The sequence below is a fragment of the Thiocapsa sp. genome (genome assembly GCF_018399035.1).
In the GTDB taxonomy this organism is placed as follows: Bacteria; Pseudomonadota; Gammaproteobacteria; order Chromatiales; family Chromatiaceae; genus Thiocapsa.
Genome location: NZ_CP073760.1, coordinates 5,639,097 through 5,653,819, shown reverse-complemented (window position 1 = coordinate 5,653,819; position 14,723 = coordinate 5,639,097). Strand labels below are relative to the sequence as shown.

The following is a 14,723-nucleotide window of genomic DNA, read 5'->3' as shown; positions in this document are numbered from 1 at the left end:
CCCACGACCTTCACGGTCGACCGTCCGCAGTACCCCCGGGCAGCCGAGCGGCCTTCGCGATTCGTTCCTTCGCCGACCTTTCGGTCTGCATCAGCCCCGGAAATGCTCAGGCATGAAATCGCTTCGCAAAGACTGGCTGTCCAACGTTCGCAACGATCTGCTCGCCGGCCTGGTGGTGGCACTGGCCCTGATCCCAGAAGCGATCGCCTTCTCCATCATCGCCGGGGTCGATCCCAAGGTGGGGCTCTACGCCTCCTTCGCGATCGCGACCATCACCGCCTTCGTCGGCGGCCGGCCGGGCATGATCTCGGGTGCCACCGCGGCGATGGCGCTCTTGATGGTGACCCTGGTCAAGGACCACGGCCTGGAATATCTGCTGGCCGCAACCATCCTGACCGGGATCCTGCAGATCCTCGCCGGCGCGCTGCGCCTGGGCAACCTGATGCGCTTCGTGTCGCGCTCGGTGATTACCGGCTTCGTCAACGCGCTGGCCATTCTCATCTTCATGGCGCAGCTGCCGGAACTGATCGGGGTGACCTGGGAGGTCTATGCGATGGTCGCCGCCGGTCTGGCCATCATCTATCTGTTCCCCTATCTCACCAAGCTGATCCCCTCGCCTCTGGTGACGATCGTGGTGCTGACGGCAACGGCGATTGTGCTGGATCTGGACATTCGCACCGTCGGCGATATGGGCGAGCTTCCCGACACCCTGCCGGTCTTCCTTTTCCCCGACATCCCGCTCAATTGGGAGACGCTCGCCATCATCTTCCCGATCTCCGCCACGCTTGCCGTGGTGGGTCTGCTGGAATCCCTGATGACGGCCTCGATCGTCGATGATCTGACCGACTCGAGCAGCAACAAGAACCGCGAGTGCGTGGGCCAAGGCGTGGCCAACATCGGCTCCGGTTTCCTCGGCGGCATGGCAGGCTGCGCGATGATCGGCCAAGCCGTCATCAACATCAAATCCGGCGGGCGCGGGCGCCTTTCGACGCTCGCCGCCGGTGTCTTCCTGCTCGTGATGGTGGTCTTCGCCGACGAATGGGTGTCGATGATCCCGATGGCCGCGCTGGTGGCCGTCATGATCATGGTCTCGATCGGCACCTTCAACTGGGCCTCCGTGCGGAATCTGCGCGATCACCCGCTCGCCGCGAACGTGGTCATGCTCTCGACGGTCGTGGTCGTGGTCTTCACGCACGATCTGGCCATGGGGGTGCTGGTCGGCGTGCTGCTGTCCGGGTTCTTCTTCGCACACAAGGTGGGTCAGATCCTGCACGTCGGCTCCATGTCGGTGCATGAAGGGCGGCTGCGGGTCTATGTCATCACGGGCCAGGTCTTCTTTGCCTCGGCCGATCGTTTCGTGGCCTCGTTCGACTACAAGGAGGTCATCGAGAAGGTCCGCATCGATGTCAGCCGCGCCCATTTCTGGGACATCACCGCGGTCAGCGCGCTCGACAAGGTGGTCATCAAGTTCCGTCGCGAAGGCACCGAGGTCGAGATCGTGGGACTCAACCAGGCGAGTGCGACCCTGGTGGACCGCTTCGCCGTGCATGACAAACCCGATGCCGTCGAGCAATTGATGGGCCACTAAATCGCGTCCGGAGCGATAGGCATCGTTTTTGGATTGGATCGGCCTCGGCCAGATCCTTGAACGCCGGAGCTAAACCGCGCCCAGTGCGGTATGCGATGTTTTTGGATGGGATCGGCCCCGGCGGATTTCAGAACCGCTGGAGCCGGCGCGGTTTAAAGTATTAAAAAATATAAAATTTTAAACCGTGTCCCGCCGAAGCTCGGGTCTGCACTCGCCGCTGAGCTCACCCGGAGCTCAGCAACTCGCTCCGGACGCGGTTTCGATTCACAACACTAAAGAAGCACCTGAACCGCGTCTGCAACGCGGGCGTCGGGTTCTTCGAAAGCCGAACCCCGCGCGCGTGCGATTCAGGTCGTCCCGAATGCGGTTCGAACAGGGGAGCTCAGCATGCAAGAAGACGAAGACAAGATCCTGGCCTGCGTGGATCGCTCGCATTTCGCCGACCATGTCACGGATGCCGCCGCTTGGGCTGCGCGTCGCACGGGCGCGCCGATGGAGCTGATGCACATCATCACCCGTCATACCGAAACCGCTTCGGGCAGCGACCGCAGCGGGGCGATCGGCTTCAACGCGCAGCAACACCTGCTGAACAAGCTCTCCGATCAGGACGAGGCGCGCAGCAAGGCGACACGCGAGGAGGGACGGCTGTTCCTGAATCGGCTGCGCGAGCGCGCGATCGCCATCGGCGTCCCGGCGCCGGATGCACGCCAGCGTTACGGTGATCTGGAGGAGGTTCTGGTCGAGCAACAACCGAGCGTGCGCCTGTTCGTGCTCGGGCGACGCGGTGAATCGGCCGAGACGACGCAACGCGATCTCGGCCGCAACGTCGAGCGCATGGTGCGGGCGTTGAAGAAGCCGATCCTCGCCGTCACCCAGGGGTTTCAGGAGCCGAGTCGCGTGATGATCGCCTACGACGGCGGCACCATGACCCGGCGCGGCGTGGAGATGGTCGCCGCCAGCCCACTCTTCCAGGGATTGCCGATCCATCTGCTGATGTCCGGCGAGCCTCGCAAGGACGGCCCGCGCCAGCTGGAGTGGGCGAAGACGACGCTGGAAGCCGGCGGGCTCGAGGTCGCGGCCGCGCTGATCCCGGGCGACGCCGAGAGCATCATCGCCCGCAACATCCAGAAGCAGGCGATCGACCTGCTGATCATGGGTGCCTACAGCCACTCGCCGTTGCGCAGCCTGATGTTCGGCAGCAAGACCTCCGACCTGCTGCGCTCGGCGCGCATCCCGACCCTGCTGTTGCGCTGAACGAGGCCGACCGATGACATCCGATCCGCGCACCTATGGGGAACGACTCCAAGCGGAGCTGGATACCTTGATCATTTTGCGCGGACTGCGCCAAAGCGCGCGAGCAGGACCGGCGGCAGCCCTAATCCCTTCCCGATCGACGCGGCCCGCCTGCGTCCTGTACCCCTGGAGGCACACCATGACACACATCCAAGTCTTCGACCCCGCCCTCTGCTGCAGCACCGGCGTCTGCGGCGTCGATGTCGATCAGGCACTCGTCAGCTTCTCGGCCGATGTCGAATGGGCCAAGCAGAACGGCGCCCGGATCGAGCGCTTCAACCTCGCGCAGCAGCCGATGGAATTCGCTGAGAACGCGGCAGTGCGGGGCTTCCTGGAACGCTCCGGTCAAGAGGCATTGCCGCTGATCCTGGTCGACGGCGAGGTCGCCCTGGCCGGGCGTTACCCCAAACGCGCCGAGCTCGCCCGCTGGGCCGGCATCCTCGCCGTGGCCGCCCCGATCTCCGTCATCCCTTGTTGCACCGGCAGCACCTGCTGCTGAGCCACGGAGCACACCGCATGCGCTTTCTCGATGCCCCCCCACGCTTTCTTTTCTTCACCGGAAAAGGGGGTGTGGGCAAGACCTCGATCGCCTGCGCGACCGCGGTGGAGCTTGCCTCTGCGAGCAAAGGGGCCGGCAAACAGGTCCTGCTCGTCAGCACGGATCCGGCCTCGAACGTCGGCCAGGTCTTCGGCGTCGAGATCGGCAGTCGGATCACGCCCATCGACGCCGTCCCCGGCCTCTCCGCACTGGAGATCGACCCTCAGGCCGCAGCCCAAGTCTATCGGGATCGTATCGTCGGCCCGGTCCGTAACCTGTTGCCCGAGTCCGTCGTGAAGGGCATCGAAGAGCAGCTCTCGGGGGCCTGCACCACGGAGATTGCGGCCTTCGACGAGTTCACCGCGCTCTTGCTCGATTCGGCCTTGACCGCCGGCTTCGACCACATCGTTTTCGATACGGCACCGACCGGCCACACCATTCGATTGCTTCAACTGCCCGGTGCCTGGAGCGGTTTTCTCGAAGCCGGCAAGGGCGACGCCTCCTGCCTCGGCCCCTTGGCCGGGCTGGACAAGCAACGCGCACAGTACAGTGCCGCCGTCGATGCCTTGGCCGATCCCGAGCGGACCCGCCTGGTCTTGGTCGCCCGCGCCCAGCAGGCGACGCTGCGCGAGGTCGCGCGGACGCATGAAGAGCTCGCGGCCATCGGCCTGAAGCAACAGTACCTCGTCGTCAACGGCATGCTTGCGGACACCGCAGCCGTGAATGCCGACGGGGATGGGACCGGGACCGACGTCCTGGCGGCCGCCATCGGTCGGCGCGAGCACGAGGCGCTGGCGACGCTTCCGGACGTGCTCAAAACCCTGCCGATGGACTGCATCGCGCTGAAACCCTTCAATCTGGTCGGGCTCGACGCCTTGCGCGGCTTGTTGACCGACACTGCACCAATCGATGCCCCGGACGAAATCGAAGCGCAGCCGTTGGAGGCCCCCGATCTGGCAAGTCTCGTCGAGGAGATTGCAGCGGATGGGCACGGACTCGTCATGCTCATGGGCAAAGGCGGCGTCGGCAAGACCACGCTGGCCGCAGCCATTGCCGTGGAGCTGGCGGACCGCGGCCTCCCCGTGCATCTCACGACATCGGACCCCGCGGCACACCTGGCCGAGACCCTAGCCGAAAACATGGAGGGCCCGGGCGCCAATCTGGAGATCAGCCGCATCGATCCTCGGGTCGAGACCGAGCGCTATCGGGCGCATGTGCTGAGCACCAAAGGCGCGCAGCTCGACGACGCTGGCCGGGCTCTCCTGGAAGAGGACCTACGCTCGCCCTGTACGGAGGAGATCGCGGTGTTTCAAGCCTTCTCGCGGATCATCCGCGAGGCGGGCAAGAAATTCGTCATCATGGACACGGCGCCGACCGGTCACACGCTGCTGTTGCTCGACGCCACCGGTGCCTACCACCGTGAAACGACCCGACAGCTCGGCAACACAGGCATGCAGCTGCGCACGCCCATGATGCAGCTGCAGGATCCCAAGCAGACCAAAGTGCTCCTGGTCACCTTGGCGGAGACCACGCCCGTCCTCGAAGCGGCCGGCCTGCAGGCGGATCTCGAGCGCGCCGGCATCCAACCCTGGGCCTGGGTCGTCAACCAGAGCCTCGCGGCCGCGCGGACCCGATCGTCCTTGCTGCGCCGACGCGCCGCGAACGAGCGCGAGCAGATCGATGCGGTGGCCGAGCGGCATTCGCGGCGCTATGCGGTCGTTGCCCTGCAGGAAGCCGAGCCGATCGGTGCCGAGCGGTTGCGAAGCCTGACAAAGTCTTGAACCGTGCGTCGCCGTCGTTGGCCGCTGAATGACGATAGGCGTCTCGGACATCCACATCCAGCCCGAGCTTCGGCGTGAGGCCACCCCGATACCGGACCGATTCGAGTGAACGCGCTCGAACCCCTGCATGCATGCGGTTCGCCGCGCCGAGGATCCAAGCGTGAAACCGCGTCGGCTCCGACAATCGGCGGAGCCGGCGCGGCCAAGCCATCCAACACATGACGCAAACCGCACCAGGCGCGGTTTAATGAAGGAGCCAACATGACGTTGCCACTCACCTCGCGGACCCTCTGGATCCTGATCGCCTTGATCTCCGCCGCGCTGGCGACAGCGAGCCTCGCACTCACGCCTTTGCTGGATCTGGACCCCTGTCATCTTTGTATCTTTCAGCGGTTGCTGTTCATGATCCTGGCCCTATTGGCCGCCCTGACAGCGGCGCTGCAGCACCCCGGCCGACCCCTGTTGGCCGCCCGTCTCGCCGGACTGACTCTGTTGCCGATCGCAGCGCTGGGAGGTGCCGTCGCCGCCTATCAGAGTTGGCTGCAATGGCAGCCGGCGGACGGTATTTCCTGCATCGGCGGCCCACCGGGTCCGATCGAGCGTTTGGTCGAATGGCTCGGGCAGCAGGTGCCCTCGCTCTTCATGGCCAGCGGTTTTTGCGAGGACCGGGAGCTGACCATCCTTGGCCTGTCTCTCGCGAACTGGTCCTTCCTCTTTTTCGTTGCCATCCTGGTCGTGGGGGCTTGGGTCCTGTGGCGCGATCGGCGCGAGCCGAACCCCAGTGACCTGCACCTTGACTGATTCAAGAGACTAATCCATCGCTCCCGCGTCCGCTTGCCGGTCGCTCAACGGGTCACCGCCATCTTCTCTGTCTTCGGTGTCGCCTACAGCAGACTGGTGGAATGGCGCCGCGCAGTCAGCCGCACACGGGGCTTGGAGCGACGAGCTAAACCGCGCCCGGTGCGGTATGCGTACTTTGTGGGAGTAGCTTGGCCGCGCCAACTTCGACGACTTTCGGAGCTGGCGCGGTTTAAAGTATTAAAAAATCTTAAATTTTAAACCGCGTCTCACCGAGATCGAGGGCATCTCCAAAGCCAGACGCAAAACGAAAATGACGCATGTCGCTCTGGACGCGGTTTAGTCTCCTATTGATTCCATGATTCAACGAGGATTTTCATCATGACCAGCCAATGCGAGGTCGCCGGCAAGCAGGCCGCCGGCGCTGACATGGGCCTGTTCGAGCGCTACCTGAGCGTCTGGGTGGCGCTGTGCATCCTGGCCGGAATCGGCCTCGGGCATGTCGCGTCCGGTGCCTTCCAAACCATCGGCGAGCTCGAGGTGGCGCAGATCAATCTGCCGGTCGCGGTGCTGATCTGGCTGATGATCATCCCCATGCTTCTCAAGGTGGATCTCACCGCCTTGTCGGGCGTGACCGCGCATTGGCGCGGCTCGGTGGTGACCCTGGTGGTCAACTGGGCGATCAAGCCCTTCTCCATGGCGCTGCTGGCCTGGCTGTTCATCGGCTGGTGGTTCGCACCCTATCTACCGGCAGATCAGATCGACAGCTACATCGCCGGCATGATCATCCTCGGCGCCGCGCCCTGCACGGCGATGGTGTTCGTCTGGAGCAATCTCTCGCGCGGCGAGCCGAACTTCACCCTTGCCCAGGTCGCCTTGAACGACCTGATCATGGTTATCGCGTTCGGCCCCATCGTCGCCTTGCTCCTGGGGCTGACGGCCATTATGGTGCCTTGGGAAACCTTGCTGTTGTCGGTGCTGCTCTACATCGTGGTGCCGTTGGTGATCGCGACGATCTGGCGGCGTCTGTTGCTGCGCGCGGACCCGCGGGGTGGCGCGCTCGCGCGCGTGCTGGGGCGACTGCACCCGGTCTCGCTGCTCGCGCTGTTGGCGACGCTGGTGCTGCTGTTCGGCTTCCAGGGCGAGCAGATCACCGCGCAGCCGTTGATCATCGGCCTTCTGGCAGTGCCCTTGCTGATCCAATCGGCGCTGATCTTCGTCATCGCCTATCTCGCGAACCGCTGGGTGCGCTCGCCGCATTGCATCGCCGGCCCCTCGGCGATGATCGGCACCAGCAACTTCTTCGAGCTGGCGGTGGCCACGGCCATCGCGCTGTTCGGCTTCCAGTCCGGTGCCGCGCTGGCGACCGTGGTCGGGGTGCTGATCGAGGTGCCGGTGATGTTGCTGTTGGTGCGCGTGGTGTTGCGCACGCGCCGCTGGTATGAGCGTGGACGGGGGATTCCGCCCAGCACCGACTTGGTTCCCCTCGCCGCCGCGGCGACCCCCTCGGGCAGCGCGTCCGGGATGCTCCTCTCGCCACGGGCCTCCGATGGCTCGGTGCGCTGGGTGCAGGGCCAGGTGGTCGCGAACCGGATTGCCGAGCTGACCGCGCCCGTCGGCGGGCGGCTGCTCGCCTGCAACGTGTACGAGGGCGATGCCGTCGAAGCGGATCAGGAACTGCTCCGCATCGCGCCGACGGTCGGTGCGGCGGCCGCGGCGAGCGGAGATCGCGGCCGAGAGGCTCAGCCCGAGACCACTGATGCCATTCACGACACCGTTGCCGCGGAGGCCCTGGTGCTGCGTGCGCCGTGGCAAGCACTGGTGCGGCGTGTCCACGCGCCCATCGAAGGGCGTCTCGTCGAGCCCCGCGGACTGCTCATCGAGCTCATCGCGACCGATGGGATCGCGCTGCGCTTCGCCGTCGAGGAACGGGACGCCATGGCACTGCGACCGGGTGATCGGGTGCAGGTCCACTTCGGCATCGGCGGCGCATCGGTGGACGCATCCACAGAGGCGTCCGGGGTCGAGCTGCAGATCGAGCGCGCCTGGCCCGAGCTCGATCCGGATACCCGCACCCGCCGCTTCGAGGCGCGGCTGCCCCCCGATCTAAGCCCGGTCGTCGGCCTCTCGGCTCAGGTGCGCATTACCGTTGCCTGATCTAAACCGCGTGGCCATCGCCGCGATCGGCGTTTTACGCCCTGTGCTAACCTATGTTGTAACCTATGCCTAGTCGATCTGCATCCATGAACGCACCCCGCCGCGCCACCCTCTTTACCAATGGGAACAATCAAGCGATTCGCATCCCTCGGGACTTCGAGCTGCCCGGCAAGGAAGCGCTGATCCGCAAGGACGGCGACCGTCTCATCATCGAGCCGGTGCCGCCGCCGAGACTGCTCGCTGTGCTGGCGACCCTCGACCCCATCGACGACACCTTCCCGGACATCCACGACCCGGAGCCGGAGCCGGTAGAGCTCTAGCAACTCCCCGCTGAGCATGGCCGCCATGCCGAAGCCAGCGTATCTGCTCGACACCAACATCGTCTCCGATCTCGTGCGTCGACCCGCCGGGCGCATCCGCGACTGCATCGCCGAGCGCGGCGAGGGTGAGGTCTGCACCAGCATCATCGTCGCCGCCGAGCTGCGTTTCGGCGCGGCCAAGAAGCGCTCCGAGCGATTGACCGCCCAATGTCAAGAGCCGATCCGATCGTCCGGATTCATTGCGACGGATACCCGCACAGGATCGACAAATCACTCATTGAAAGATAGATTTCGCTCTGAGAATCTTCTCGTAAATCGTCTCGCCGCCGCGATCCGGGAGAGCGCCAAGCCTTGAGGACGAAACAGCAGCTCGCGCAGGAGCGCCTCGCCGGCGTGCTCGGGGGCGGGCCGCCGTCAGGGCGGCAGATCTGGCCCGGGAGCTGGAGATCAGCGTCCCCACGCTGCACCGACTGCTGGCCGCGAGCTCCCTGCCCATCCTGGTCGCGGGCAAGGCGCGCCGGACCCGTTATGCCTTGCGCCGGTCCGTACGGGGCGACGCGGGCGAGTACCCGCTCTATGCCGTCGATGCGTCCGGCCGCGCGACTCAGCTCGCAACCCTGTCCGCCGTCGCCCCGTCGGGATCCTGGATGGCGCTCACGGGAACGGACTGGCCGCTGATCGAGGAGGCGCGCGAGGGATGGTGGGATGGCCTGCCCTACCCCCTGTACGATATGCGTCCGCAGGGTTACCTCGGCCGCCAGCTCGCGCGCAGTATCCAGCGGGAGCTGGGGACGCCGGACAATCCCGATTTCTGGAACGACGACGACATCCTCTTCGCGCTGAGCCGGGTCGGGACGGATACGGTCGGCAACCTTATCCTCGGCGACACTGCCTGCGAGCGCTGGCAGCGGGAACGGCTCTCCGCCCTGGAGCCTTTGCGCGAAGCGAGCACGGCCGTCGCCTACGCGGATCTGGCCGAGCAGGCGCTGGCGGCGGGGGTGGCGGGAGCGAGCGCGGCGGGCGAGCATCCCAAGTTCCCGGCCAGGCGCGACCTCGCCGGTCGACCGACGCCGCATGTTCTGGTCAAGTTCTCGGGGGCGGACGACTCACCTGCGGTCCGCCGCTGGGCCGACCTGCTGGTCTGCGAGCATCTGGCCCTGGAGGCTGTGCGCGCCTTGCCCGGGGTCGCCGGCGCCCACAGTCGTCTTCTGTCGCACGCCGGGCGAACCTTCCTCGAGGTCGAGCGCTTCGACCGCCAAGGCGCCTTCGGCCGCAGCCCCCTCATCAGCCTGGAGACGGTCAACGCGGCGCTGCTCGGCGTGGACGCCCACGACTGGCCTCGCCTGGCCGATGGCCTGGTCGCAGCGAGTCTGCTGGAGACAGAGGATGCCGCGCGGATCCACCACCTCTGGTGGTACGGCCGGCTGATCGCCAACACCGACATGCACCCGGGAAATCTCAGCTTCCAGCCCCTCGCCGGGCGCCTGCGCCCGGCGCCCGCCTACGACATGCTGCCGATGCGTTATGCGCCGCTGGCGGGTGGTGAGCTGCCCGCGTCCGAGTGGGCGCCACCGCTCCCACTGCCCCGCGAGCGTGAGACTTGGCTCGCCGCCTGCGGGGCTGCCTTGGCCTTCTGGGAGGGGATGGCCGCGGACGCGCGGATCAGCACGGGATTTCGCGAGCTCGGAAGCCGCCATAGCCAGGCATTGCGCGACCTGGCCGAGCGGGTGTAGTCAAGCTCCGGTCGTCCTGCTTCCCGGCACCGATCAGTTTCAAAATCTCTCACGGAGACACGGAGACACGGAGCCTTCGCAGAAAAATTCCCGGGTTCTCCGTGCCTCCGTGAGAGGCTTTTCGAACTGGAACCAGGGTGCCGACTGCACCTTCACCGCAGCCGCGTAACCCCGTAGCGCTTCATCTTCTGCCAGAGTGTCTTGCGGCTGATGCCGAGCCGGGCGGCGGTTGCGGTCATGCTGAAGTCCTGCTCGGCCAGCGCGCTTTCGATAGCCGCGCGCTCGCTCGCTTGCGCCCGGGCCTTCAGACCCGTCTGGGTCGGCGCATCCCGGGCGCCGTCCAGGGCGAGCCGTTCACCCCGCCCCAGGATGCAGGCGCGTTCGAGCGTGTGCTGCAGCTCGCGTACGTTCCCCGGCCAGCTCTGCTGCAGGAGGCGCTCGCGGTCATCGGATGTCAGCACCCGCCGCTCCTGCGGCGCACGTCGCCCGTAATCGGCGACGAACCGCTCGGCGAGCCAGAGGATGTCTTCCGGACGCTCGCGCAAGGGCGGGATCCGGATCTCGAGGACGCGGACCCGATAATAGAGATCTTCGCGAAAGCGCCCCTCCCGGACCAGTGCCGCCAAATCCTGGTGTGTCGCGCAGACCAGGCGCGCCGGAACCTCGACCGGCTCGCTGCCGCCGATGCGCGTCAGCTGACGGCCCTGGACCACGCGCAGCAGCCGCGACTGAAGTGCAAGCGGCATGTCGCCGATCTCGTCGAGGAAGAGGATGCCGCTGCCCGCCTGCTCGAAGACACCGGCTCGGCGGCGGTCGGCACCCGTGAAGGCACCCTTCTCGTGACCGAAGAGCTCGGCCTCGATCAGGGTCTCGGGCAGGGCGGCGCAGTTGACCGCGACGAAGGGTGCGTCGGGACATTGGAGTCGGTGCAGATGACGTGCGACCACCTCTTTGCCGACACCGGATTCCCCGCCGATCAGGAGCGGGGTTTGGGCATGGCGTGCCATCCTGGCAAGCTCGCCGGCGAGGTGTCGCATCGACGCGGAGATCCCGAGCGGTTCGTCGCCCGGCGTGTCCATTCCGCCACCGCCCACCCCGGCGAGCGCCCGGAGCTTCTCGATCAGGGCCGTCGGATCGAGCGGCTTGGTGAGATAGTCCGCGGCACCGAGCTTGAGGAGGCGCACGGCATCCTCGATGGTCCCGTAGCCGGTGATGAAGAGACTGGGCGGGATGCGCACCCGTTCGTCGAGCAGCCGCGCGAACAGGTCCGCTCCGGAGAGATCCGGCAGATTGACGTCGATGACGGCGAGGTCGGCCGTACCGGCCGCCAGGGCGCGCATGCCGTCGCCGCCGGTGCGATGCCAGACCACGGCGAAGCCTTCCAAACCGAGCCGCTCCATCAGGGCCTCGCCCATGATGGGATCGTCCTCGATCAGACACACACGGATCATGCCGGGGACTCCGGCGCCAGCGGCAGGGCGACCAGAAACCGGGTGAGCTCGCCCTGCGTTTCGGCCCGAATGGTGCCGCCGAGCTGCGAGACGATCTGGTAGCACACCCAGAGCCCGAGACCCTGCGTATGCGGCCGGCTCGCCGGGTAGGGCTCAAACAGATGCAGGAGCTGCTCGGGCGCAAGGGCGCGTCCGCTGTTCTCGATCCGCATCATGAGTTGGTTGTCCTGCGTGGTGATCCAAACCCCGACATGACCACCGCCTTGCGAGGCCTGTACGGCATTCAGCACCAGATTCAACAGGAGTTGGCGGACCGGCGCCGCCGGGAGGTGGATCCTGGTGTCGCAGGCGTTCTCCCAACTCAGCGCGATCCGCGCCTTGACGCTGTTCGGCTGGACCAAGGTCTTCACATCCTCCAGGTCTTCTCGCGTCAGGGTGCGCAGATCCGCCCGTGCCTCGACCAGCAGCGCAGACACCGAACCTTGGATCTGGCGCAAGGCGCGCTCCAACAGGTCCAGAAGACGCTCGGTCTGCGCATCGACCGGATGGGCACGCCGATAGGTATCGATGGCCATCAGCATACCACCGAGCGGGTTGTTGACCTCGTGGGCGACCCCGGCGGCAACCCGCCCGACCGCCGCCAGACGCTCGGCCTGGATCATCTGCTGCTCCAGGGATTCCTTCTGCGCGAGCGCCGAGAGCATCATCGCGAACTGCCGCCCGAGGCGCCCGATCTCGCTGTCGCTGTCGCCGTCGGGCAGGGTGCACTGCATTCGACGCGGATCCTCCCGTCCGACGCGCCCCATGCAGTCAGCCAACTGCACCAGTGGCCCGACCATGCGTCGCCCCCAGAGCCAGCCGATCGGCAACAGGACGGCCAGGATCGAGCCTGTCACCAGGACGCCGCCGAGGAGGATCTCGCGAAACCGGGGCAGATAAGGCGCATCGGAGAGCAGGGCGATGAGCTCGCCGACCTGGGAGCCGTCGCTGTAGAGCGGCAGGCGCAGCACGCGACGGACATCGTCGCGATCGATCGCCGACACGCGACCGGGCGTCTCGTCCATCACCTGCGGTTGTGTTTCCGGAAGCCACGGCAAGGCGTTCTCGATCGACTGATCCAGGCGGAAGCGACGCGGGCGGTTGCTGGCAAAGATCCGTCCGGCCTGGTCGACCAGGATCCAGACCGCATCGCCGCCGCCGTCGGGACCGCGCAGCAGCGAGAAGGCCAACCAGACATCGTCGTTGCGCAAGGCCTGGATCTGAACTCCGGCCATCGCGTACCCGAGGGTCATGGCGTTGCGGCCTTGATCCTCGCGCAGATTGGTCAGCGTCTGCAGACCCAAGGCAACGGCCATCGAGAATGCGGTCGCCACGGCTGCGATACTCAGACTCAGCGGCAGACGCAGCCGATAGCTCGACAGCGGAAGCGTCACGCGCCGTCCCCTCCAGCCAATCGCCCGGCCATCCGCGCGATGCCGTCATAGAGATCGGGGGTCTCGAGACCGAAGCTGTCGAGATTGAGCTCGTTCAAGAGCGCACGACCGGCCGTATCCTGAACCTGGCTCAAGAGCACGCGCCGGATGGCCTGCCGATCGGGTTCCGACAACGCCGGACCGGCGACGATCGGCGGGAAACCGAAATCCGGCGAGCGCTCCAGCACGCGAGTCTGCGCCGTCAACTCGGGATGACCGCGCGCGAGGGTTTCCCAGACATAGCTGTCGACGGCCGCGCCGTCGGCCAAGCCTTCGGCCACCGCCTCGACGCTGCGCGGATGTCCCCAGGTGAAGAAGGTTCGACGGAAGAAACGGTCCGGATCGCGGCCATCGCCGGTGAGTCGAAAGCGCGGATAGAGATATCCCGAATTGGAATCCGGATCGGCCCAGGCAAAGAGATGGCCCTCCAGATCGTGCAACCGCTTGATCTGCGAATCGGCGCCGACGATGAAATAGGACTGATAGAGCGGGCGCCCCCGAAACCGCGGCACCGCAATCAGCTCCAGACGCGACCGGTTCCGGACATAGGGATAACCGCAGATCCAGGCCAGATCGAGGCGACCTTGGAGTAAGAGATCCAGGATCTCGCGATAACGCGAGCGTTGGACGAAGACCACGGGCCGCCCGAACTGACGCTCGATCCAATCGGCCCAGGCGTCGAGAAAGGCGATCCGATCATCGAGCACGACCGGCGTCAAACCGAACCGCAATGGCTGGCTCGATGCGCGGACGGGAGCCGCTCTGCCGCCGGCGAGGCCGACGCCGGTCGCCAGCAGACCGGAGAGAAAGGTGCGACGTGAGCTCGGGGACGGCATCGCGTTCCTCGGCAGGCGTGACGAAAGACCCCGGGTCTCAAATCAGTCGCCGGTACCCAGAGCAGAGGGGTTGAGGACATCCATGGTTTCGTCGCCCATGCCCATCACGAGCACGCCTTTTGACGTGGCATAGGTGACGATGCTCTGGTCCGGGTAAAGGCTGGCCAGCACGCCGATCAAACGCCGATCCGCGTATTCCGGAAAGACCTGCGGAAACTCCGACAAGACCCGCAGCAACTCATCGACGTGTGCACTGATCAGACGACTCTTCGTCTGGTTGATCAGGACGTCCCCCGGACAGACAAGGAGCGCGTCGTACTCCCGACTATCGCCGTTGAACCGACGGCGCAGACGGAGACCGAACAGATCGGGCTGCGAACAACCCAGAAGGTCTCGCGCAACCCGCGGGAGGTTCGGCGCAACGATATCCTCAACCAGGGTTCCGAGACGATTCGCAAGGTCCCCCCACTGCCGGTTCATCGACTTGCGGTCACGCTCCGCCTCTTCCCGGTAACGCAAGGACTCGTTCTTGAAGTCCAGCATCTCGTCTTTGAAGTCTTTCATTTCATCCTTGAAGACGCGCATCTCCTCTTTGAAGGCGAGCATCTCCTGCTGCAAACGAACCTGGCCGTTGTAAGCCTTGTTGAACTCGACACCGACACTTCGGGTGAAGGCTTCGAGCGCATCCTCCAATCGATCGACGCGATGTTCCAACACGGCGGACATGGTGCAAACCCTCGATCAGTCTCTCTGATT

General features: G+C 65.7%; 13 protein-coding genes and 1 pseudogene. 10 read left to right on the top strand and 4 right to left on the bottom strand.

All coding sequences use genetic code 11. The features are described 5' to 3' along the window. Nucleotides 1-112 precede the first annotated feature (112 nt). From KFB96_RS25855 to yjjJ, 10 genes and pseudogenes are all read left to right on the top strand, one after another. Entirely contained in the window at nucleotides 113-1,588 is a 1,476-nt protein-coding gene (locus tag KFB96_RS25855; RefSeq protein WP_213458324.1) for a SulP family inorganic anion transporter, read from the top strand. A 387-nt stretch (nucleotides 1,589-1,975) separates the two neighbouring features. After that, nucleotides 1,976-2,842, top strand: a complete 867-nt coding sequence (locus KFB96_RS25850; RefSeq protein WP_213458323.1) for a universal stress protein — start codon at nucleotides 1,976-1,978, stop codon at nucleotides 2,840-2,842. Between the two features lie 178 nt (nucleotides 2,843-3,020). Continuing rightward, nucleotides 3,021-3,380 carry an arsenite efflux transporter metallochaperone ArsD gene (gene arsD, locus KFB96_RS25845; RefSeq protein WP_213458322.1) on the top strand — a complete coding sequence of 120 codons (360 nt, stop codon included), beginning with the start codon at nucleotides 3,021-3,023 and terminating at the stop codon, nucleotides 3,378-3,380. Between the two features lie 17 nt (nucleotides 3,381-3,397). Beyond that, on the top strand, nucleotides 3,398-5,200 hold the full coding sequence (arsA, locus tag KFB96_RS25840) for an arsenical pump-driving ATPase (RefSeq protein ID WP_213458321.1): 1,803 nt from the start codon (nucleotides 3,398-3,400) through the stop codon (nucleotides 5,198-5,200). Between the two features lie 261 nt (nucleotides 5,201-5,461). Continuing rightward, on the top strand, nucleotides 5,462-6,001 hold the full coding sequence (locus KFB96_RS25835; RefSeq protein ID WP_213458320.1) for a disulfide bond formation protein B: 540 nt from the start codon (nucleotides 5,462-5,464) through the stop codon (nucleotides 5,999-6,001). A gap of 378 nt (nucleotides 6,002-6,379) precedes the next feature. Next, nucleotides 6,380-7,447 (top strand): annotated as a pseudogene (gene arsB / locus KFB96_RS27320) (ACR3 family arsenite efflux transporter); the annotation flags it as partial. 75 nt (nucleotides 7,448-7,522) lie between these two features. Beyond that, on the top strand, nucleotides 7,523-8,155 hold the full coding sequence (locus KFB96_RS27315; RefSeq protein ID WP_300971763.1) for an HlyD family secretion protein: 633 nt from the start codon (nucleotides 7,523-7,525) through the stop codon (nucleotides 8,153-8,155). A gap of 86 nt (nucleotides 8,156-8,241) precedes the next feature. Continuing rightward, nucleotides 8,242-8,475, top strand: coding sequence for an AbrB/MazE/SpoVT family DNA-binding domain-containing protein (locus KFB96_RS25825; protein WP_213458318.1), 234 nt, complete (start codon nucleotides 8,242-8,244; stop codon nucleotides 8,473-8,475). Nucleotides 8,476-8,500: 25 nt separating this feature from the next. Further along, nucleotides 8,501-8,830 (top strand): PIN domain-containing protein, encoded by a 330-nt coding sequence (locus KFB96_RS25820; protein WP_213458317.1) that lies wholly within the window; start codon nucleotides 8,501-8,503, stop codon nucleotides 8,828-8,830. Continuing rightward, nucleotides 8,790-10,208, top strand: coding sequence for a type II toxin-antitoxin system HipA family toxin YjjJ (gene yjjJ, locus KFB96_RS25815; RefSeq protein ID WP_367115066.1), 1,419 nt, complete (start codon nucleotides 8,790-8,792; stop codon nucleotides 10,206-10,208). Before KFB96_RS25820 ends, yjjJ begins: the two co-directional genes overlap by 41 nt. Nucleotides 10,209-10,360: 152 nt before the next feature. Here yjjJ and KFB96_RS25810 read toward each other — a convergent pair whose 3' ends face one another. The 4 genes from KFB96_RS25810 to KFB96_RS25795 are packed head-to-tail and all read right to left on the bottom strand — an operon-like array spanning nucleotide 10,361 to nucleotide 14,693. After that, entirely contained in the window at nucleotides 10,361-11,659 is a 1,299-nt protein-coding gene (locus tag KFB96_RS25810) for a sigma-54 dependent transcriptional regulator (protein WP_213458315.1), read from the bottom strand. Continuing rightward, nucleotides 11,656-13,092, bottom strand: a complete 1,437-nt coding sequence (locus KFB96_RS25805) for a sensor histidine kinase (RefSeq protein WP_213458314.1) — start codon at nucleotides 13,090-13,092, stop codon at nucleotides 11,656-11,658. The genes KFB96_RS25810 and KFB96_RS25805 overlap by 4 nt, the downstream gene beginning before the upstream one ends. After that, a complete protein-coding gene (gene phnD, locus KFB96_RS25800) occupies nucleotides 13,089-13,967 on the bottom strand; it encodes a phosphate/phosphite/phosphonate ABC transporter substrate-binding protein (RefSeq protein WP_213458313.1) in 879 nt (292 codons plus the stop codon). The genes KFB96_RS25805 and phnD overlap by 4 nt, the downstream gene beginning before the upstream one ends. Nucleotides 13,968-14,009: 42 nt before the next feature. Beyond that, the gene (locus KFB96_RS25795; protein ID WP_300971179.1) at nucleotides 14,010-14,693 is read right to left on the bottom strand and encodes a hypothetical protein; all 684 of its coding nucleotides are present in this window, start codon (nucleotides 14,691-14,693) and stop codon (nucleotides 14,010-14,012) included. Nucleotides 14,694-14,723: the final 30 nt, after the last annotated feature.

Coding starts and splice junctions, on each gene's coding strand:
- KFB96_RS25855 (WP_213458324.1), top strand. CDS start 113: ATGAAATCGCTTCGCAAAGACTGGCTGTCCAACGTTCGCAACGATCTG.
- KFB96_RS25850 (WP_213458323.1), top strand. CDS start 1,976: ATGCAAGAAGACGAAGACAAGATCCTGGCCTGCGTGGATCGCTCGCAT.
- arsD (WP_213458322.1), top strand. CDS start 3,021: ATGACACACATCCAAGTCTTCGACCCCGCCCTCTGCTGCAGCACCGGC.
- arsA (WP_213458321.1), top strand. CDS start 3,398: ATGCGCTTTCTCGATGCCCCCCCACGCTTTCTTTTCTTCACCGGAAAA.
- KFB96_RS25835 (WP_213458320.1), top strand. CDS start 5,462: ATGACGTTGCCACTCACCTCGCGGACCCTCTGGATCCTGATCGCCTTG.
- KFB96_RS27315 (WP_300971763.1), top strand. CDS start 7,523: ATGCTCCTCTCGCCACGGGCCTCCGATGGCTCGGTGCGCTGGGTGCAG.
- KFB96_RS25825 (WP_213458318.1), top strand. CDS start 8,242: ATGAACGCACCCCGCCGCGCCACCCTCTTTACCAATGGGAACAATCAA.
- KFB96_RS25820 (WP_213458317.1), top strand. CDS start 8,501: ATGCCGAAGCCAGCGTATCTGCTCGACACCAACATCGTCTCCGATCTC.
- KFB96_RS25810 (WP_213458315.1), bottom strand. CDS start 11,659: ATGATCCGTGTGTGTCTGATCGAGGACGATCCCATCATGGGCGAGGCC.
- phnD (WP_213458313.1), bottom strand. CDS start 13,967: ATGCCGTCCCCGAGCTCACGTCGCACCTTTCTCTCCGGTCTGCTGGCG.
- KFB96_RS25795 (WP_300971179.1), bottom strand. CDS start 14,693: ATGTCCGCCGTGTTGGAACATCGCGTCGATCGATTGGAGGATGCGCTC.